This window comes from Streptomyces sp. NPDC051214 (genome assembly GCF_040682375.1).
Classification (GTDB): domain Bacteria; phylum Actinomycetota; class Actinomycetes; order Streptomycetales; family Streptomycetaceae; genus Streptomyces.
This window is the reverse complement of the sequence record NZ_JBFBAT010000001.1, coordinates 825,874-844,132: the sequence shown is the minus strand read 5'-3', so window position 1 is coordinate 844,132 and position 18,259 is coordinate 825,874. Positions and strand designations below refer to the sequence as shown.

At 71.5% G+C, this 18,259-nt stretch carries 17 protein-coding genes; 8 read left to right on the top strand and 9 right to left on the bottom strand.

Annotated elements, in window-relative coordinates:
* Position 1: 1 nt before the first annotated feature.
* The 5 genes from AB0M70_RS03785 to AB0M70_RS03765 all read right to left on the bottom strand — a co-directional run bounded on the left by AB0M70_RS03785 (position 2) and on the right by AB0M70_RS03765 (position 5,421).
* Positions 2–634, bottom strand: coding sequence for an isochorismatase family protein (locus AB0M70_RS03785; protein ID WP_365815936.1), 633 nt, complete (start codon positions 632–634; stop codon positions 2–4).
* 106 nt (positions 635–740) lie between these two features.
* A complete protein-coding gene (locus AB0M70_RS03780; RefSeq protein ID WP_365815934.1) occupies positions 741–2,381 on the bottom strand; it encodes a (2,3-dihydroxybenzoyl)adenylate synthase in 1,641 nt (546 codons plus the stop codon).
* Positions 2,378–3,598 (bottom strand): isochorismate synthase DhbC, encoded by a 1,221-nt coding sequence (dhbC, locus tag AB0M70_RS03775; protein ID WP_365815932.1) that lies wholly within the window; start codon positions 3,596–3,598, stop codon positions 2,378–2,380. Before dhbC ends, AB0M70_RS03780 begins: the two co-directional genes overlap by 4 nt.
* Before the next feature lie 39 nt (positions 3,599–3,637).
* Positions 3,638–4,441, bottom strand: a complete 804-nt coding sequence (locus AB0M70_RS03770; RefSeq protein ID WP_365815930.1) for a 2,3-dihydro-2,3-dihydroxybenzoate dehydrogenase — start codon at positions 4,439–4,441, stop codon at positions 3,638–3,640.
* Positions 4,438–5,421 (bottom strand): iron-siderophore ABC transporter substrate-binding protein, encoded by a 984-nt coding sequence (locus AB0M70_RS03765; RefSeq protein ID WP_365815928.1) that lies wholly within the window; start codon positions 5,419–5,421, stop codon positions 4,438–4,440. The genes AB0M70_RS03770 and AB0M70_RS03765 overlap by 4 nt, the downstream gene beginning before the upstream one ends.
* A gap of 226 nt (positions 5,422–5,647) precedes the next feature.
* On the opposite strand from AB0M70_RS03765, the gene AB0M70_RS03760 reads away from it, so the two are divergent.
* Genes AB0M70_RS03760 through AB0M70_RS03750 form a run of 3 tightly spaced genes read left to right on the top strand, consistent with a single transcriptional unit; the run spans position 5,648 to position 8,593 of the window.
* Positions 5,648–6,667, top strand: coding sequence for an iron ABC transporter permease (locus tag AB0M70_RS03760; RefSeq protein WP_365816305.1), 1,020 nt, complete (start codon positions 5,648–5,650; stop codon positions 6,665–6,667).
* An 11-nt stretch (positions 6,668–6,678) separates the two neighbouring features.
* Positions 6,679–7,770 (top strand): iron ABC transporter permease, encoded by a 1,092-nt coding sequence (locus AB0M70_RS03755; protein ID WP_365816303.1) that lies wholly within the window; start codon positions 6,679–6,681, stop codon positions 7,768–7,770.
* 4 nt (positions 7,771–7,774) lie between these two features.
* Positions 7,775–8,593 (top strand): ABC transporter ATP-binding protein, encoded by an 819-nt coding sequence (locus tag AB0M70_RS03750; protein ID WP_365815926.1) that lies wholly within the window; start codon positions 7,775–7,777, stop codon positions 8,591–8,593.
* Here AB0M70_RS03750 and AB0M70_RS03745 read toward each other — a convergent pair.
* The 3 genes from AB0M70_RS03745 to AB0M70_RS03735 all read right to left on the bottom strand — a co-directional run bounded on the left by AB0M70_RS03745 (position 8,571) and on the right by AB0M70_RS03735 (position 12,078).
* The gene (locus AB0M70_RS03745; RefSeq protein WP_365816301.1) at positions 8,571–9,680 is read right to left on the bottom strand and encodes an amidohydrolase; all 1,110 of its coding nucleotides are present in this window, start codon (positions 9,678–9,680) and stop codon (positions 8,571–8,573) included. The two genes, AB0M70_RS03750 and AB0M70_RS03745, sit on opposite strands and share 23 nt — an antisense overlap.
* 137 nt (positions 9,681–9,817) lie before the next feature.
* The gene (locus tag AB0M70_RS03740; protein ID WP_365815924.1) at positions 9,818–11,221 is read right to left on the bottom strand and encodes a VWA domain-containing protein; all 1,404 of its coding nucleotides are present in this window, start codon (positions 11,219–11,221) and stop codon (positions 9,818–9,820) included.
* Complete coding sequence (locus AB0M70_RS03735; protein ID WP_365815922.1) at positions 11,218–12,078, bottom strand: MoxR family ATPase; 861 nt, start codon at positions 12,076–12,078, stop codon at positions 11,218–11,220. Before AB0M70_RS03735 ends, AB0M70_RS03740 begins: the two co-directional genes overlap by 4 nt.
* A 246-nt stretch (positions 12,079–12,324) precedes the next feature.
* Here AB0M70_RS03735 and AB0M70_RS03730 point away from each other — a divergent pair, with 246 nt between their 5' ends.
* The 5 genes from AB0M70_RS03730 to AB0M70_RS03710 all read left to right on the top strand — a co-directional run bounded on the left by AB0M70_RS03730 (position 12,325) and on the right by AB0M70_RS03710 (position 17,279).
* On the top strand, positions 12,325–12,822 hold the full coding sequence (locus tag AB0M70_RS03730) for a helix-turn-helix domain-containing protein (protein ID WP_365815920.1): 498 nt from the start codon (positions 12,325–12,327) through the stop codon (positions 12,820–12,822).
* A 105-nt stretch (positions 12,823–12,927) separates the two neighbouring features.
* Positions 12,928–13,476 carry an SRPBCC family protein gene (locus tag AB0M70_RS03725; protein WP_365815918.1) on the top strand — a complete coding sequence of 183 codons (549 nt, stop codon included), beginning with the start codon at positions 12,928–12,930 and terminating at the stop codon, positions 13,474–13,476.
* Positions 13,476–14,603 carry an LLM class flavin-dependent oxidoreductase gene (locus AB0M70_RS03720; protein WP_365815916.1) on the top strand — a complete coding sequence of 376 codons (1,128 nt, stop codon included), beginning with the start codon at positions 13,476–13,478 and terminating at the stop codon, positions 14,601–14,603. Before AB0M70_RS03725 ends, AB0M70_RS03720 begins: the two co-directional genes overlap by 1 nt.
* Positions 14,604–14,731: 128 nt before the next feature.
* Positions 14,732–16,381, top strand: a complete 1,650-nt coding sequence (locus AB0M70_RS03715) for a cytochrome bc complex cytochrome b subunit (protein ID WP_365815914.1) — start codon at positions 14,732–14,734, stop codon at positions 16,379–16,381.
* A 40-nt stretch (positions 16,382–16,421) separates the two neighbouring features.
* Complete coding sequence (locus AB0M70_RS03710; RefSeq protein WP_365815912.1) at positions 16,422–17,279, top strand: metallophosphoesterase; 858 nt, start codon at positions 16,422–16,424, stop codon at positions 17,277–17,279.
* On the opposite strand, the gene AB0M70_RS03705 is transcribed toward AB0M70_RS03710, so the two are convergent.
* Positions 17,244–18,242 carry an ADP-ribosylglycohydrolase family protein gene (locus tag AB0M70_RS03705; RefSeq protein WP_365815910.1) on the bottom strand — a complete coding sequence of 333 codons (999 nt, stop codon included), beginning with the start codon at positions 18,240–18,242 and terminating at the stop codon, positions 17,244–17,246. The two genes, AB0M70_RS03710 and AB0M70_RS03705, sit on opposite strands and share 36 nt — an antisense overlap.
* Positions 18,243–18,259: the final 17 nt, after the last annotated feature.

Genomic DNA, 18,259 nt, shown 5'->3' with positions numbered 1-18,259 from the left:
GTCAGATCCCCTTCAGAACCGCGTCGGTGGTGGTGACGACCGCGCATCGTCCGGCCGCGTAGCGCAGGGCCATGTCGTGGTCCTCGCGGGAGAAGTCGGCCACGGCGTCCGCGACGACGAACGCCTGCACGTCACGCATCCAGGCGTCGCAGGCCGTCATCAGGACGCCGATGTGCGCGTACACGCCGACGATGACGATCTGGTCCCGGCCCGCCTCGCGCATGCGCTCCTCGAGGTCGGTGCGGACGTACGCGCTGTACTTCCACTTCGTGAGCACGGTGTCGCCGGGCTCCGGCGCGACGGGGCCCGCGATGGCCTTCGCGTGCTCGTCGTCGGGCAGCCCGGGACCCCAGAAGTCCTGCTGCAGTCCGCGCTCGGCCGGCGTCTGGCCGCCGGGCTGCGCGGAGTACAGGACGGGGATGCCGGACGCGCGCGCCGCCTTCGCCAACTCGCCGACGTTGGCGAGCAGTTCGGTCGTCGGTGAGGTGTCCGGGGTGTACGCGGTCAGGAAGTGGTTCTGCAGGTCATGGACGAGCAGCACCGCCCGCTGCGGGTCGATGGTCCAGGCGACCCGGTTGTCGGGCAGCTCGTCGGACGAGGGCATCGGGTACGGCGTGACGGCGGGGAGCGCCATGGTGGGGCCTTTCGGGAAATTCTGGAAAGCTGGGTGCATCGGGGTGCTGCCGGGCAGGGGTCGACCGCCCGCAGCGGCAGAGGTCAACTGCCCAAAGCTGCGGCGGTCAACTGCCCGGAGCCGCGGCGGTCGTCCGCTGGTCCTTCTTGCTGATCTTGCCGATGCCGGTCTGCGGGAAGGCGGTCACGAACTCGACCCGGTCGGGCACCTTGTATGCGGCGAGCCCACGCTCCCGTACGAACTTCTTGATGACGACGGGCTTCAGCGGCTCCGCGTCCGCGCGCAGGATCACGTACGCGAGGGTCCGCTCGCCCAGGTACTCGTCGGGGACGGCCACGACCGACACGTCATGGACGTGCGGGTGGGCGAGGATGATGTTCTCGACCTCCTCCGGCGCGATCTTCTCGCCGCCGCGGTTGATCTGGTCCTTCGCCCGGCCCTCCACCACCAGATGCCCGGTGGGGGTGCGGCGCACGATGTCGCCGGTGCGGTAGAAGCCGTCGGCGGTGAACGAGCGGGCGTTGTGGTCGGGCGCCCGCCAGTAGCCGCGGATGGTGTACGGGCCGCGGGTCAGCAGATGGCCCGCCTCGCCCTCCGGCACGTCCTGGTCGAGGTCGTCGACGATGCGGATCTCGTCGTCGGGGGAGATCGGGCGGCCCTGGGTGGTGACGATGGTCTCCGCCGGGTCGTCCAGGCGCGTGTAGTTCACCAGGCCCTCGGCCATCCCGAAGACCTGCTGGAGCGTGCAGCCGAGCGCGGGGGCGACCCGGCGCGCGGCCGACTCGCTGAACTTCGCGCCGCCCACCAGCAGCACCTCGAGGCTGGAGATGTCGTACGGCGTGGTGCGCCCCGCGTCCGTCCACACCAGGGCGAGCGGCGGGACGAGACCGGTGATCGTCACCCGTTCCCGCTCGATGAGCGGGAACGCGGTGTCCGGGTCGGGCTGCGGGCACATCACGACACGGCCGCCCGCGTACAGCAGACCGAGGGAACCCGGCGAGGAGAGCGGGAAGTTGTGGGCCGCGGGCAGCGCCACGAGGTAGACGGAGTCCTGCGTCACCCCGCAGAGCTCGTTCGAGCCCCACAGCGAGTACATGTAGTCGTCGTGGGTGCGGGGGATCAGCTTGGGTACGCCCGTGCTGCCGCCCGACAGCTGGAGGAACGCGAGGTCGGACGGCACGGGCCCGTCGAGCTCGACCGGCTCGCGCGGAACGTCGGCGAGCGCGGTGTGCTCGCCCGGGTCGCCGACCACGAACACGTCACGCAGCGTGGGCACTTCGGCGAGGACCTTGGACGCGAGGTCACGGTGGTCGAAGCCGCCGACCTTGTCCGGGATGACGTAGGCGACGGCCTCGGTGAACTCGCAGAAGTAGTGGATCTCCGTCTCGCGGTGCGCGGGAAGCGCGAAGACCGGCAGCGCGCCGATCCGGAAGAGGGCGAAGATCACCTCGAAGAACTCGGCGACGTTCGGCAGCTGGACGACGACCCGGTCACCCTTGCGGATGCCGCGTGCGGCAAAGCCTGCGGCCAACTGGTCGGCGCGTACGTCGAGTTCGCCGTACGTCCAGTTGCGGTCCCCGTCGGTGATCGCGACCCGGGCGGGGTGCGCGTCGGCGCGCTCGCGGAGCATGCCGCCGAACGTCTCGCCGCGCCAGTACCCGGCGGCGCGATACCGCTCGGCGAAGACTTCGGGTATGGGTGGTGCGTCTCTGCGGCTGTCCGCCGTCCGACTGTCTGCCGTCGTCATCGGTCGACCCCCACGGCGTCCAGAAATGTACGGAACTTGGCGCCCGTCTCGGCGCGTTCGGCCTCCGGCGAGGAGTCGGCCACGACGCCCGCGCCCGCGAAGAGCCGCAGCCGTCCGCTGCCGTCCGCTGTCTCCTCGGACTCCGCGCAGCGGATCGTGACGACCCACTCGCCGTCGCCGCGCGCGTCGCTCCAGCCCACCATGCCGGTGTAGTGACCGCGGCCGAAGGGCTCGAGCTCGCCGATCACGTCACGGGCATGCCCGGTCGGGGTGCCGCACACGGCCGGGGTCGGGTGCAGGGCGGTGGCCAACTCCAGTGCGGAGGTGGCGGGTTCGGCGAGTTCGCCGGTGACGGTCGTCGACAGGTGCCACATGGTGGCGGTGCGGACCAGCGTGGGCCGCTCCGGCACGTCCAGGTCGGTGCAGAACGGGGCGAGGGCCTTGTGTACGGCGTCCACGACGACGGCGTGCTCGTGCAGGTCCTTCGCCGACTCGAGCAGTGCGGCGGCCCGGCGCACGTCCTCGGCCAGGTCCGCCGAGCGGGGCGTCGAACCGGCCAGCGGGTTGGCGGTCAGGCGGTTGCCGTGCCGGGAGACGAGCAGCTCCGGGCTCGCGCCGAGCAGGGTGCGGCCCGCGCCCGTGGGTACGGCGAAGGAGTAACCGCGCGGGTCGCGCCGTGCCAGGCGCTGGAGCATCGCGGGCAGGTCGAGGGGGCCGTCCGTGGACAGCTCCAGGGTGCGGGCGAGGACGACCTTGTCGAACTCGCCGCTCTTCATGCGGGCCACGGCGGCCTCGACCGACGCGGCGTACTCCTCGCCCGAGGGGACTTCGCGCACCTGCCAGCCGCCGGCCGTGGCGGGCGGCGGGGTGGGCAGCGCCACGAGCGGGTCGGTGCGCAGCGCGGGCGCCCAGCGTGCCGCTTCGGGCACCGTGAGCACGGCGGGCTCGGCGGGGTCGAAGGGGATGGAGCCGACCACGATCGGCGCGTGGTTGCCTGCGCGCTGCTGCGCGTCCAGGGTGGCGGCGACCCGCTCCGTCAACGGCCGCTCGTCGTGCGGGACGTCGGCGGCGGTGCCGTGGGCGAGGAGGGTGCGGGTGGGCGACGCGAAGAACCGGGTGTCGCCGGGTCGGTAGGCGTCGAGCAGCGCGGTCGCCGCGCCGACGGCCCCGGGGGTGGTGGGGGCGGCGTCTGCGACCACGTCGTTGGGGGGTGTCACGGATGACTCCTCGTCAAGTAGGGGAGGGCGGCGCGGCTTTCAGGCGCGCAGGGTGGCGCCGCCGTCCACGTACAGGTCGTGCAGGGTGATGTGCCTGGCCCGGTCGGAGACCAGGAAGGCGACCGCTTCGGCGATGTCGGAGGGGTCGGCGATCCGGCCGAGCGGAATGCCGACCCGGTACGAGGCGGGGTCGCCGTCGATGACCCGGGCCTCGGCCTGCTCGTGGTCGCCGGTCCACAGCTGCCGCTGCATGTCGGTGTGGGTGGAGCCCGGCGACACGACGTTGCAGCGCACGCCGTCGCGGGCGACCTCGAGGCCGAGGCATTTGGTGAACATCGTGGCGGCGGCCTTGGACGCGGCGTACGCGGCCATCTGGGTGCGGGGCACCCCGGCGGCGTTCGAGCCGACCGTCACGATGGAGCCCTTGCCCCGGGCGGTCATGCGGCGGGCCGCGGCACGCGAGGTGTGGAAGACGCCGTTCGTGTTGACGGCGAAGGTCTCCGCCCAGTCGGTGTCGGTGAGTTCGACGACCGGGGCGGGCCGCAGGATGCCCGCCACGTTCACGAGGATGTCCAACGGCCCCACGGTGCGCTCGACTTCCTCGAACGCGGCGTCCACGGCAGCGGCGTCGGTGACGTCGAGGACCATGCCGGTGACGCGGCCGCCGCCCGCCGGCCGCGCTGCGACGTCCTGTTGCTTGACGTCGGGTGACCGGTCGGCGGCGACGACCCGCGCGCCGCGCTCGGCGAGCGCGCGGGCCACTGCCTGGCCGATCCCCCGGCCCGCACCGGTGACCAGAGCCACCCGGCCCGCGAGCTCAGGGTCGGTTATGCCGGAAGTCACTTGCCCATCGCCTTCTCGACGTCATCGAGGACGGAGACGGCGGCCTGCGCGCCACCGAGGCTGGTCCACTTCGAACCGTCGATCTCGGTCGTGTGGCCCTTCTTGACCGCGTCGAGCTGCTTGTACGCGGCCTTGCCCTTCAGCTCCTTGAAGAGGTCGGCGTCAGGACCGGCCGACGCGAGGGTGCCGATGAACAGCCAGTCGGCGTCGATCTGCTTGAGGTCCTCGTCGCTGAGCGGCGTCGAGTGGCCCTCGCCCTTCTTGTTCTGGATGCCGGGCCGCTTGAAGCCGAGGTCCTTCAGGACGTCGGAGATGAACACGCCCTGCTGCATGACGGCGGTTCCCTTGGCGGAGTAGCGCGCCACGGAGACGCTCGCGCCCGCGTTGTCGCCGAGGTTCTTCTTCACGGCGGCGGCCTTGGTGTCGTAGTCCTTGAGGAACGCGCTCGCCTCGTTGGACTTGCCGAGCACCTCGCCGGTGAGTTCCAGGGACTTCTTCCAGTCCTTGGTCCTGTCGATCGTGACGACGGTCGGGGCTATCGCCTTCAGCTGCTTGAGGACCTGCTGGTCGGCGAGCTGGCCCGCGAGGATGACGTCCGGCTTGGCCTGCAGCACCTTCTCGATGTCGGGTCCGGTGACCGCGCCCACCACCGGGATGCCCTTGGCCTGGTCCGCCAGATACTCGGGGGCGCCCTTCTGGCCTCTGCCCGCGGAGAGACCGACGGGCTTGACCTTGAGGGCGAGGGCGGAGTCCAGGTCCATCTCGCTCAGCGCGATGACCTTCTTGGGATTGGCCGGAACCTTTACCTCCGCACCGGAGGCGTCGGTGACGGTGACGTTCTTCGCGGCGTTCTTGGCGTTGCTGCTGGAGTCGGAGTCGTCGGACGAGTCCGAACCGCAGGCGGAAAGGGTGAGCGCGGAGGCCAGAGTGAGGGCCGCAACCGCGGTCAGCCGGGTACGCGGGGAGTGGTTCGAGGACATGTCCGTGATCTCCATGCTTCAGTTGCCCGGCGGTCAGTCCGGACATAAGGGTTATTCCTGGCCGTGTCGGGGCATGACGAATTACCCCTGAAAGAACAGGGAGTTCGCCGCCACCCCGACTCGGGGCTCCAGGTCAAGGTTAGGTTAGGCTAACTTCATGTTGGTTGCGCAAGGGGGCCGGGTCCCAACGTCCGGATCCAGACCTCCGATACCGGGCTTGGCGAAGATGCATCGCCCCACGCTGTGGGCGGCTGCCGCCCTAGTTGTCCTGCTCCTCTTGCTCGGCCTCCTGTCGCTCCTGATCGGGTCGGGGTCGACGCCGGTGGGCCGCGCCTGGGACTTCCTCGTCGGGGACGCCTCCGCGCGGGCCGACGCCCAGATACGGCTCGCCGTCATGGACGTACGCCTCCCGCGCACGCTCGCCGGCGTCCTGGTCGGCGTCGCCCTCGGCGCGGCCGGCTGCCTCCTGCAGGCCGTCACGCGCAATCCGCTCGCCGAGACGGGCCTCCTCGGGGTCAACTCGGGTGCGGCGCTCGGCGTCGTGATCGGTCTCACCTACTTCGAAGTGACCTCGGCCTACGGCGTGTTGGTGTGGGCCCTGGTCGGCGGCATGGCCGCCAGTGCGGTGGTCCTGCTGCTCGCCGCGTCGGGCAGGGCCGCGGGCTCGCCGCTGCGGCTCGTCCTCGCCGGATCGGCGCTCGGCGCCACCTTCCACGGCATGACGTCGTACGTACTCCTGGGAGAACAGGCCACGTTCGACACCTACCGCTACTGGACCATCGGGTCGCTCGCCGGCATCAAGACGTCCGAGACCTACCCCCTGATCCCGCTGATCGCGGTCGGTCTGCTCATCGCCTTCTCCTGCGTGCGCCCGCTCTCCGCCCTCGCACTCGGCGACGACAGCGCGCGCTCCCTCGGCCACCACCCGGGACGCATCCGTCTGATCGTCGCGGCGGCGGTGACGCTCCTCGCGGGCTCGGCGGTCGCCCTCGCGGGCCCCATCGCCTTCCTCGGCCTCCTCGCCCCGTACGCCGCACGCGCGGTCACCGGCCCCCGGATGGCGGGCCAGTTGCTGCTCTCCGCGCTGGTCGCGGCGAACGTGATGATCGCCGCCGACCTCCTCGCCAGGGTCGTGATTCGCCCCTGGGAGACCCCGGTCAGCGTGCTCCTCGCCTTCATCGGCGGCCCGTTGCTGATCTGGATCGCCCGGTCGCAGCGGATGTCGACGGCGGGGGTGGCCGCGTGAGCACGCAAGAGATGCCCGAGGCGGAGCCCGAAGCCTCGGCCGCCGCGGAACCCAAGAACGTCACCCCGCCCGACTCCACCGCCGTACGCGTCGGGGCCTTCTCCTGGCTCTTCCCCTACCGCAGCGCTCTCGCCGCCGTCGGCCTCACGCTGGTGATCGGGGTCGTCGTCTCGTTCGCCACCTTCGCCAGCTCCACCGGGATGAGCTTCTCCGACAGCCTCTCCGGACTGCTCGGAACCGGCGACTCCGCCACCGTCATGCTGGTGCAGGACTTCCGGCTCCCGCGCATCGCCGTGGGCCTCATGGTCGGCGCGGCGCTCGGCATCGCCGGGTGCCTGACGCAGACACTCGCCGGGAACCGCCTCGCGACCCCCGACATCATCGGCGTGAACGAAGGCGCCACCGCGGCCGTCGTCGCCTCCGTCGTCGGATCGTCCACCGGCATGATCGGGGACTGGTGGCTCGGGCCCCTCGGCGCGGCGGCCGCGGCCATGGTCGTCGTCGCCTGCGCGGGCGGCGCGGGCAGCGGGGGATACCGCATCCTGGTCGTGGGCATCGGCGTCTCCACCGTCATCGGCGCCGTCACCGACCTCGTCATGTCCCGCGAGAACGACAACACCGCGGGCGGCGTCTTCCTCTGGACCGTCGGCTCGCTCAGCGGCCGTGACTGGAGCGTCGGCACACCCCTCTCGGTCGTCCTGCTCGTCCTCGTGCCGCTGTCCCTCATCGCCGGCGGCCGCCTCCAACTCCTGCGCTTCGACGACGACATGGCGGCCACCCTCGGCGTCAACGTCCGCCGCGTGCGCGCCGTGACCCTCGCCCTGGCCGTCGCCCTGTCCGGCGTGGCCGTCGGCATCGGCGGGCCGATCGCGTTCGTCGCGCTCGCCGCACCCGTCGTCGCGGGGCGGCTCAGCGGACCCACCCGGGTCCCGGTCATCGGCTCGGCCCTGGTCGGCGCGGCGCTCGTGGGCGCCGCCGACGCGCTCGGCCGGGTCGTCGCCCCCGTGGAGATCCCCGTCGGCGTCATCACCAGCGTCCTTGGCGGACCCTTCCTCCTGTGGGTCCTCTTCGGCAAGAACTCCGAGCAGACCGGAAAGGCCTGACCCCGTGCAACTGACCGTCGAGGCGCTCACCTCCGGCTACCCCGGCCACACGGCCGCCGTGGACGGCGTCGACCTGACCATCCCCAGCGGACAGGTCGCCGCCATCGTCGGCCCCAACGGCTGCGGCAAGTCGACGCTGCTTCGCTCCATCTCCCGGCTCCACAAGCCGAGTTCGGGCACGGTCCGCGCCGGGGACGAGGACGTGTGGCGGCTGACCCAGCGCCGCGCGGCCCACCGCATCGCGCTGCTCGCCCAGTCCCCGCAGGCCCCCGAGGCCGTCACCGTCGCCGGACTCGTCCGCTACGGCCGCCACCCCCACCAGGGCCTGTTCCGCCAGTGGTCGCGCGAGGACGAGGCCGCCGTACGCGCCGCCCTGGAGGCCACCGGCACCACGGACCTCGCCTCGCGCCGCCTCGACCACCTCTCCGGCGGCCAGCGGCAGCGCTGCTGGCTCGCGATGGTCCTCGCGCAGGAGACACCGATCGTGCTCCTGGACGAGCCGACCAGCGCCCTTGACCTCGGGCACGCCGTCGAAGTCCTCGCCCTGGTACGGGAGGTGGCCGCCGCGGGCCGCACCGTCGTCATGGTCCTGCACGACCTCGCGAGCGCCGCCCGCTACGCCGACACCGTCATCGCCATGAACGCGGGCAAGGTCGTCGCGAACGGCCCGGCCCGCGAAGTGGTGACCGCCGAGCTGGTCAAGGAGCTGTACGGGATCGACGCGGACATCCTCAAGGCGCCGGGGGACGGCTCCCCGGTGGTCGTACCGACGATGACGGCGAAGGCGACCACGCAGGCGACTACGAAGACGCCGACCGGCTGACCGCGTAGTCCGCGGCCGTCCACGCGAGCCCCACGGCCCCGTCGATCAGGGCCTGTTCGGCCTCCGGAGTGGCGGCCGCGGCGGCGAACTCCGGCTGGTGCGGGCCGCAGCCGCCCCCGCTGATGTCGAGCACGGGGTGGATGGACGGGACGACGTGCGAGACGTTGCCCATGTCCGTGGACGCGAAGGGCCCGCGCCGCTGCGGTTCGGGCCGCCCGAGGGCGCGTGCGTTGGTCTCCCACAGGGCCACGAGAGCGGCATCGGACCGGAAGTCGAGATAGTCGGGCGCGGGCTGCTCGAGCTCCACCGCGCACCCGGCGGCGAGCGCCCCCGCCCGGAAACAGTCGGCCACGCGCTCCCGCAGCTCACGCAGCTCCTCGACGGACGGCGTCCGCAGCGCGTAGGCGGCACTGGCTCGCTCGGGGATCGCGTTGAGCGCGGTCCCGGCCTCGGTGGTGATGCCGTGCACCTTCCACTCACCGGGCAGCTGCTGCCGGAGCAGCCCGAGGGCCACCTGCGCCACGGTCAGCGCGTCGGCCGCGTTCCGCCCGTCCTGCGGGTTGAGCGCCGCGTGCGCGGACTTGCCGGTGTACGTCACCGAGAGCGCCCCCATCGCGTACGAGCGGAAGTCGGCCACCTCGAACGGGCACGGGTGCACCATCATCGCCGCGTCGACCCCGTGGAAGGCCCCGGCGTCGAGCATTAGCGCCTTGCCCGCCCCGCTCTCCTCCGCCGGAGTCCCCAACACGCGCACGGTGAGACCGAGTTGACCGGCCACCGGGGCGAGTCCGAGAGCGGCCCCCACGCCCGCCGCCGCGATCAGATTGTGCCCGCAGGCGTGCCCCATGCCGGGCAGCGCGTCGTACTCACAGGCAAGCGCGACGGTCACGGGTCCCGTCCCCAGGGTGGCCTCGAAGGCGGTGTCGAGCCCGTACGCGGAAGCGGTCACGGCGAAGCCGTGCGCACGCAGCACGTCCGCGCACCACCCGGCGGCCCGCCGCTCCTCGAAGGCGATCTCCGGATGGGCGTGAATCCGCCGACTGAGCCCGACGAGCTCACCGCGCACCTCGCCGATCCGAGCCCGGATCTCCTCCTTGAGTCCATCGAGCCCATCGAGGCCATCGAGCCCGTCGCCTGTCACGCGTCCTCCTCGTCACCGCCACGGCCACCGCCGCTGTCACCGAACATCCCGTCCGGCCAGCTTACGGTCGCCCGCGTTCCCGCTCAGACCGGCAACAACCGCCCGATCAGCGCGCTGAGCTGCCGTGCGTTGCGGCACTCGTACATGTCCACGAGCTCGGCGTAGGTGCCGGCCGCCGAGTCGCCGGTCTGCCACTGGGCGCGGCCTTCCGGGTTGAGCCAGTACACCCGGCGGGCGCGGGAGGCGAGGGTGCGCAGGGCGGGGACGTTCGGGTCGCTCATGTTCGTGCGGGCGTCGCCGAGCACGAAGACCGTGGAGCGCGAGGTGACGGCTTCGTGGTAGCGCTCGGCGAACTCCCCGAGCGCGGAGCCGTAGTCGCTGCTGCCGTGGTAACCGGTGACCGCCGCGCCCGAGATGATGCGAGCACTCAGGCCCTCGGGGTCGGCCGTGCCGCGGGCGATGAGGTCCGTGACCTCGTCGACGCGGTTGACGAAGGCGAAGACCTGCACCTTGCTGAACTGGTCGTGCAGCGCCTGTACGAGCAGCATCGCGAAGTTGGCGAAGCCCGCCACCGAGCCCGACACATCGCACAGGAGCACCAGTTCGGGGCGTGCGGGGCGCCGCCTGCGCAGCACCGGACGCATCGGGATGCCGCCCGTGGACAGCGAGCCGCGCAGCGTCCTGCGCAGGTCGATGTGGCCGCGGGCCGCACGGCGGCGGCGGGCGGCGAGGCGTGTCGCGAGTTTGCGGGCCAGAGGCTGGACCGTCCTGCGGAGTTCGTCGAGCTGCGCGCGGCCCGCGATGAGGAAGTCCACCCGGTCGGCGGTCGGGGCGATGGCCCGCCGGGCGATCACGTCCGCGCCGCGCCGCTCGGCGACCCGGCGGCGCGCTTCGCTGCCCACGAGCGCGCGGAAGCCCTCGATGCGGCGGCGGATCTCGTCGGCGGTGAGCCGGTCGGCGAACTCGCGGTCGTCGGCGGCCCCTTGGCGGATGCCGGCCAGGACGCGGGCCAGCAACGTCTCGGGGCGGAGGCGGGACAGCGTCTGGTGCGAGGACCAGCCGTCCGAGCCTCCGGTGCCTCCCGACCCGGGCCGCGTCCCGTAACCGCCCATGCCCTCCACCGCCTCGGCCGCCAACTGGGCGAGCAGGGGCTGGTCGTTGGCGGCCAGGGCGGCGGCCAGACGGTCACGCAGGTCGTCCCTGTCGAAGTCCCGCCCCGCACCGGAACCCTTCGCCGTGTCCGGTGCTCCGATCCCGCGCGGGAAGTACAGGTCGAAGACCGGATCGAAGACCGGCCGCTGGCCCTCGCTGTGCAGCAGCGCGGCGGCGAGTCCCTCCCGTACCCGCTCCCGGTCGGTGAGGCCGAGCGCCTCGATCGCCTGGCCGGCGTCCACCGTCTCGCCCGTGCCGATCCGGATGCCGTGCGAACGCAGGGCCTGCACGAGCGCGGTGAGCCGCTCCGGAACCCCGGTGGCCGTCCCGGTCACACGGAGTCCAGGTCCAGTTTGGCCGCCGCCTTCAGCACGTCGTCCTGGTGCTTGAGCACGACGCCGAGACTGTCGCGTACGACCTCCTCGTCGAGGGAGTCGGCGCCGAGGGCGATGAGCGTACGGGCCCAGTCGATGGTCTCGGCGACCGAGGGCACCTTGCGCAGGTCCATCGCGCGCAGCGCGCCCACCACGCGTACGACGGACCGCGCGAGGGTCTCGTCGAGTCCGGGCACCTTCAGGCGCACGATGCGACGCTCCAACTCCTCATCGGGAAAGCCGATGTGGAGGAAGAGACAGCGGCGGCGCAGCGCCTCGGAGAGCTCACGGCTCGCGTTGGAGGTGAGGACGGTGAAGGGCCGCCGGGTGGCGGTGATGGTGCCGAGCTCGGGGACCGTGACCTGGAAGTCGCTGAGGACCTCCAGGAGCAGCCCCTCCACCTCGACGTCCGCCTTGTCGGTCTCGTCGATCAGGAGCACCTTCGGCTCGTCGCCGCGGATGGCGGTGAGCAGCGGGCGCGGGAGCAGGAACTCCTCGCTGAAGATGTCCGTGCGGGTCTCGTCCCAGGACTCGTCGCGGCCCGCGGTGATGCGCAGGAGTTGCTTGGCGTGGTTCCACTCGTAGAGCGCGCGGGACTCGTCCACGCCCTCGTAGCACTGGAGGCGCACCAGACGCGCGTCCGCGACCTCGGCGACGGCCTTGGCCAGCTCGGTCTTGCCGACGCCCGCGGGGCCCTCCACGAGCAGCGGCTTGCCCAGGCGGTCGGCCAGGAAGACGGTGGTGGCGACGGCCGTGGAGGCCAGATAGCCCGTCTCGGCGAGCCGCGTGGAGACATCGTCCACGGATGAGAAGAGCAACGGGGCCTCCGGCTTGTGCGGGTGAGCGGGCTGAGCGCGCGTGAGTGGGTCGGTCGTGCGGGTAAGCGGCTGCTTACCCCACCTGATCAGTCCGCCGGGCCGCTCCACAACGGTGGTGCCGCGTTTGCGGCGAACGTCACGTGCGCGTACCGGCACCCGCCCCGGGCTGCTGAGTCCGGTATCGAGACCCATCGAGACCCATCGAGACCCATCGAGGCCCGGGGCCCCTTCTCGTATCCTTGCGGCATGAGGCGGACCTCCTTTGCCGACTGGCCCTGCTCCATCGCGCGCACCATGGACCTGCTGGGCGACTGGTGGACGCCGCTCGTGCTGCGCGAGGCGTTCTACGGGATCAGGCGGTTCGACTCCTTCCAGCAGGAACTCGGCATCGCGCGCAACACTCTGGCCGACCGGCTGCGCCGCCTGGTCGACGAGGGCCTCATGGAGAAGCGCGCGTACCAGAGCGAGCCGGTGCGCCACGACTACGTGCTGACCGACAAGGGCCGCGACTTCTTCGGCGTGCTCGCCGTGATGAACAGCTGGGGCAACCGCTGGCTGAGCGGTGACGAAGGCGCGCCGGTCGTCTTCGAGCACGACCGCTGCGGGCACGAGGCCGAGGCCGAGGTGGTCTGCGGTCACTGCAAGGAGCCGATGTCGGCCGCGGACACGCACGCGCGCCTCGGCCCCGGCTACCCGGCGCGGCTCGCCGAACGACCCGACATCCGGGACCGCTTCACCCGCTGAACCCCCTTCGCGCCGTTCGGGTCCTTCACCCTTGACGAGTGAGTCTATCTACGCAACTCTCGTGGTCGGCGAGGTAAGAGGCGACCTATAGAGAGGCGACCCACGATGGAGTGGACAGGCGCGCGCTACGCGGACGGGCCGACGGCCGAGGTGCGCACACGGATCGCCGCGTCACCGGAACGCGTGTGGGAGCTCGTCTCCGACATCGCCCTGATGCCCACGCTGAGCGCGGAGCTGCGGTCGGTGGAGTGGCTGGACGGGACGACCTCCCCCGCTCTCGGCGCGCGGTTCGCCGGCCGCAGCGAGCACCCGTCGTTCGGCGCGTGGGAGACCACGTCGTACGTCGTGGAGTGCGAGGCCCCGCGCGTGTTCGCCTGGGCGGTGGAGGACCCCGAACGGCCCAGCGCCGTCTGGCGGTTCAGCCTCACGGCGGCGGACGACGGCTCCACCGAGCTGACCCAGTGGATGCGGATGGGGCCGGGCCGCTCGGGTCTGTCGTACGCGATCGAGCGGATGCCGGAGAAGGAGCAGAAGATCGTGTACGTACGGATGCGGGAATTCGAGCAGAACATGGCGGCCACGCTGGACGCGATCAAGAAGCTGGCCGAGGGCGGAGCTTCCGGCCCGGCCCACGCCCCGAAGGCGGACGCCTGATGCGTACGTCGACGACCATCGAGGCGTCCGGGGCGAACTGGCGGGAGACCGTCGACTTCGTCACCGAGGCCGAGAAGCTGGGGATGGACATCTGCTGGGTCGCGGAGGCCTGGGGCTCCGAAGCGCCGTCCCCGCTCGGCTACTTGGCCGCCCGCACGGAACGCATGCTGCTCGGGTCCGGCATCATCCAGCTCGCGACCCGGACCCCGGCGGCCATCGCCCGCGCGGCGATCACTCTCTCGAACATCTCCGAGGGACGCTTCATCCTGGGGCTCGGTCCGTCGGGGCCGCAGGTGATCGAGGGCCTGCACGGGGTGCCGTTCGCCCGGCCGCTCACCCGGATGCGGGAGACCGTGGAGATCGTCCGCCTGGCGGTCTCGGGGGAGAAGATCTCGTACGCAGGACGGGAGTTCACCCTCCCGCTGCCGGGTGGCGAGGCCAAGCCCATGCGGCTGTCCATGCGCGCCGAGCACGAACTGCCCGTCTACCTGGCCACGCTCTCGCCCAAGATGCTGCGCCTGACCGGCGAGATCGCCGACGGCTGGCTGGGCACCAGCTTCGTCCCCGAGGGCGCGAAGGAGGCCTACTTCGACCACCTCGACGCGGGCCTTGCCGCCTCCGGCCGCACCCGCGGCGACCTGGACGTCTGCCAGGGTGCCGAAGTGGCCTTCGCCGACGACGAGGACGCCCTGCGCGCGATGGTCGCGGGCCGCAAGAAGGAGCTCGCCTTCAGCCTGGGCGGCATGGGGTCCGCCACCACCAACTACTACAACAACGCCTACAGCAGGCAGGGCTGGGCCGACATCGCCGCCGAGGTCCACGAGTGCTGGCAGTCCGGCGACCGTGATGGCGCGGCCGCCCTGATCACCGACGACATGGTCCTCGCCACCACCCTCATCGGCACCGAGGGCATGGTCCGCGAGCGGCTGAGGGTGTGGCGCGACGCGGGCGTGGACACGGTCCGCTTCTACCCTGCGGGCGAAGGTCTGGAGGCGCGGCTCACGACTCTGGGGCGGGCGATGGATCTGGTGCGGGAGTTGGATGCGGAGCGGGGGCGGGAGCGGGAGGTGGAGCGCGAGGTGGAGCGCAAGGTGGAGGGCGAGGTGGAGGGCGAGGCGCCGCGGTGATGTGACCTCGGCCGCGCGTGGTGGCCCCACCTGCGTATCCCAAGATCGTCAACTTCGGGTCACCGAGGGCCTGTTGGCTCAGCCGAACCCTTGATCTAACCTGGGAGCCGCCTGAGGGGGGTAGCCGCATGAGTGGAAGCGTCGAGCACACCCGGGACAGCAAACGCACGGCTCCGGCCGGCAAAGGGGAGCGGGTCGCCGACTGGGCGGACGGCCGTCTGGGCATCCACACCCTGGCCAAGAGCCAGATGCGGAAGATTTTTCCCGATCACTGGTCCTTCATGTTCGGGGAGATCTGCCTCTACAGCTTCCTGATCCTGATTCTCACCGGGGTCTGGCTGACGCTCTTCTTCGAGCCGAGCGGCTCCGAGGTGATCTACGACGGCGTCTACACCCCGCTCAAGGGCATCCAGATGACCAAGGCCTTCGAGTCCACGGTCGACATCAGCATGGAGGTGCGCGGCGGGCTGCTGATCCGGCAGATCCACCACTGGGCCGCGCTCGTGTTCGTGGCCGCCATGCTCGTGCACATGATGCGGGTGTTCTTCACCGGCGCGTTCCGCAAGCCGCGTGAGGTCAACTGGCTGTTCGGCTGGACGCTGCTGTTCCTCGGGATCATCACCGGTCTCACCGGCTACTCGCTCCCGGACGACCTGCTCTCGGGCACCGGCATCCGCTTCGCGCAGGGTGCGATCCTGTCCATCCCCGTCGTGGGGACGTACATCTCCTTCTTCCTCTTCGGCGGGGAGTTCCCGGGTGATGCCATCATTCCGCGGCTCTTCAGCGTGCATGTGCTGCTCTTGCCGGGGATCATGCTGGGGCTCGTCGTGGCCCACCTGATCCTGGTCTTCTACCACAAGCACACCCAGTTCGCGGGGCCCGGAAAGACCGAGAAGAACGTGGTCGGGGCGCCCTTCATGCCCATCTACGTCGCCAAGGCGGGCGGCTTCTTCTTCCTCGTCTTCGGTGTCCTCGCGCTCATGGGCGCGATCGCCACCATCAACCCCGTGTGGGTGATCGGGCCCTACCGCCCGGACCTCGTCTCCACGGGCGCCCAACCCGACTGGTATCTGGGCTTCTCCGAGGGCCTGATCCGGGTGATGCCAACCTGGGAGATCAACGCCTGGGGGCACACGGCCGAACTGGGCGTCTTCATCCCGTTCATGCTCTTCCCGCTGATCCTGGCGGCCATCGCCGTCTATCCGTTCATCGAGGCCTGGGTCACCGGCGACAAACGCGAGCACCACATCGCCGACCGGCCGCGCAATGCCCCGGTGCGCACCGGGCTCGGCGTGGCGTGGCTCTCGCTGTTCGGCGTACTGATGGTCGGCGGCGGCAACGACATCTGGGCCACGCAGTTCCATCTGTCCATCAACGCGATCACGTGGTTCGTGCGGGTCAGTGTCTTCGTCGTGCCGGTGCTCGCCTTCTTCGTGACCCACCGATGGTGCATGGGGCTGCAGCTCCGCGACCGCGAGAAGGCGCTGCACGGCCGCGAGAGCGGCACGATCAAACGCCTGCCGCACGGCGAGTACGTGGAAGTCCATGTGCCGCTCACCCAGGGTGAGTTGTACACCCTGACCGCGCACGAGCAGCCCAAGCCGTACGAGATAGGCCCGGTGGTCGACGCGCACGGCGTGGCCCGCAAGGTCACCCGGGGCGAACGGCTGCGGGCGCGCCTGGGACGGGCCATGTACGGCCCCACGGCCCAGGTGCCCAAGGCGACGCCCGAGGAGTACCTGCAGATCCAGCAGGGCGGCGGGGACGGACACCATTGATCGCGCCACGCGGCGGCAGCTCTGCGGTTAGCCTCGCACAGTGACACAAGTACCCGAGAAGAAGCCGAAGTTGTACGCCATCAGCGATCTGCATGTCGCGTACGACGACAACCGGAAGTTCCTCGAGTCCCTGCGCCCGGAGACCGACGAGGACTGGCTGATCGTCGCGGGGGACACCGCCGAGCGCATGGCCGACGTCGAATGGGCGCTGCGCACCCTCACCGACCGTTTCGCCAAGGTGGTGTGGACGCCCGGCAACCACGAACTGTGGACGCCCCGCGACGACCCGAACCAGTTGCGCGGCGAGGCCCGCTACCGCCATCTCGTGGACCTGTGCCGCTCCTTGGGCGCCGTGACCCCCGAGGACCCCTACCCGGTGTGGCGCGGCGACGGCGGGCCCGTCACCGTGGCCCCCCTGTTCCTGCTCTACGACTACACGTTCCGCCCCGAGGGCACGCACGCGAAGCGGGACGCCCTTGAGGCGGCGCACGCGGCAGGCGTCGTCTGCACCGACGAGGTGCTCCTGCACCCCGACCCCTACCTGGGCCGCGACGACTGGTGCCGCGCCCGCGTGGCGTTCACCGAGGAGATGCTCGCCCGGCGGACGCCCGGCCTGCCCACGGTCCTGATCAACCACTGGCCGCTGGTGCGCGACCCCACCCGGATCCTGCACTACCCCGAGTTCGCCCTGTGGTGCGGCACCGAGCTGACCGCCGACTGGCACGTGAAGTACGAGGCGGCGGCAGTCGTCTACGGCCACCTGCACATCCCCCGCACCACCTGGCACGACGGAGTCCGCTTCCAGGAGGTCTCGGTCGGCTACCCCCGAGAATGGCGCCGAGACCACCACCCCACCCCACACCTACGCCAAATCCTGCCGGAGCCCCGGGACGACTGACGGTCGGGTGGGCTTGGGCGCGACAAGGCGGCGGGCGAGATCGACGAGGTCGGCGAGGAGCAGCGTCCGGCCCGGCTCGGCCGAGCCCGGCAGCGGGACGTGCAGGGCGGCCGTCCACTCGGTGGGTAGGGCGGCGAGGCCGTGACGGGCGCCGGCCAACGCGCCGGTGACCGCGGCCACGGTGTCCGTGTCGCCGCCAAGATCGACCGCCGCGCGCACCGCTTCCGCGTACGACGTCGTGGTGCGCAGTGCCCACACGGCCGAGCCCAGACAGGGCCAGACGGCGCCGTTGAACTCGGTGGCCTCGTCGGGGTGCCAGTCGGGGGCGAGGACGCGCGCGTACCGGTCCCGGTGGTCGGGGTGGACCCGGGCCAGGGCCTCCGGCAGGTGGACGAGCGGATCGGCGCCCTCCAGAGCCAGCCGCAACAGCTCATGGAAGACGGCCGTGCCCTCCCAGGCCGCGCGGTCGCCGTGGGTGAGGGCCGCGATGCGGCGAGCGGCGTCCATCGTGGCCGCCCGGCCCGCGTCGGCGAAATAGAGGGCCGCGGTGGTGGCGCGCATGAGCGAACCGTTGCCCGCGGCCCGCATGTTGACCTGGAAGTGGACCTGGGCGGCGAGGTCCCACGGCTGGCCGTTCGTCAGGACGTCCTCCGTCTGCAGGCCGATGTCCTTGGGCTCGGCCCCCGCCCACCGCTGGAACCGCCCGAAGATGTCGGGCAGGTCGAGACCCCCGTGGGCGAGCAGCGAGTCCGTGACGTGCACGGCCATCTGCGTGTCGTCCGTCGCCTCTCCGGCGTCCCAGCCGCCGCCCCCGCACATCTCCCCGCCCAGGCCCGGCTCCGGGAAACGCGCCGAGAAGTCGCCCGCGAGCCCGAACTCGAAGGGCGCGCCGAGCGCGTCTCCCACGGCGGACCCGACGAGGGCGCCCGCGGCGCGTTGGACACGGTCAGGGACGGGACTCATGGGGCCAGGCTAGTCTC

What these genes read in the sequence shown, in the direction of transcription:
- AB0M70_RS03785 (WP_365815936.1), bottom strand. Translation starts at nt 634, where the DNA reads ATGGCGCTCCCCGCCGTCACGCCGTACCCGATGCCCTCGTCCGACGAG.
- AB0M70_RS03780 (WP_365815934.1), bottom strand. Translation starts at nt 2,381, where the DNA reads ATGACGACGGCAGACAGTCGGACGGCGGACAGCCGCAGAGACGCACCA.
- AB0M70_RS03765 (WP_365815928.1), bottom strand. Translation starts at nt 5,421, where the DNA reads ATGTCCTCGAACCACTCCCCGCGTACCCGGCTGACCGCGGTTGCGGCC.
- AB0M70_RS03760 (WP_365816305.1), top strand. Translation starts at nt 5,648, where the DNA reads ATGCATCGCCCCACGCTGTGGGCGGCTGCCGCCCTAGTTGTCCTGCTC.
- AB0M70_RS03755 (WP_365816303.1), top strand. Translation starts at nt 6,679, where the DNA reads ATGCCCGAGGCGGAGCCCGAAGCCTCGGCCGCCGCGGAACCCAAGAAC.
- AB0M70_RS03730 (WP_365815920.1), top strand. Translation starts at nt 12,325, where the DNA reads ATGAGGCGGACCTCCTTTGCCGACTGGCCCTGCTCCATCGCGCGCACC.
- AB0M70_RS03725 (WP_365815918.1), top strand. Translation starts at nt 12,928, where the DNA reads ATGGAGTGGACAGGCGCGCGCTACGCGGACGGGCCGACGGCCGAGGTG.
- AB0M70_RS03720 (WP_365815916.1), top strand. Translation starts at nt 13,476, where the DNA reads ATGCGTACGTCGACGACCATCGAGGCGTCCGGGGCGAACTGGCGGGAG.
- AB0M70_RS03715 (WP_365815914.1), top strand. Translation starts at nt 14,732, where the DNA reads ATGAGTGGAAGCGTCGAGCACACCCGGGACAGCAAACGCACGGCTCCG.
- AB0M70_RS03705 (WP_365815910.1), bottom strand. Translation starts at nt 18,242, where the DNA reads ATGAGTCCCGTCCCTGACCGTGTCCAACGCGCCGCGGGCGCCCTCGTC.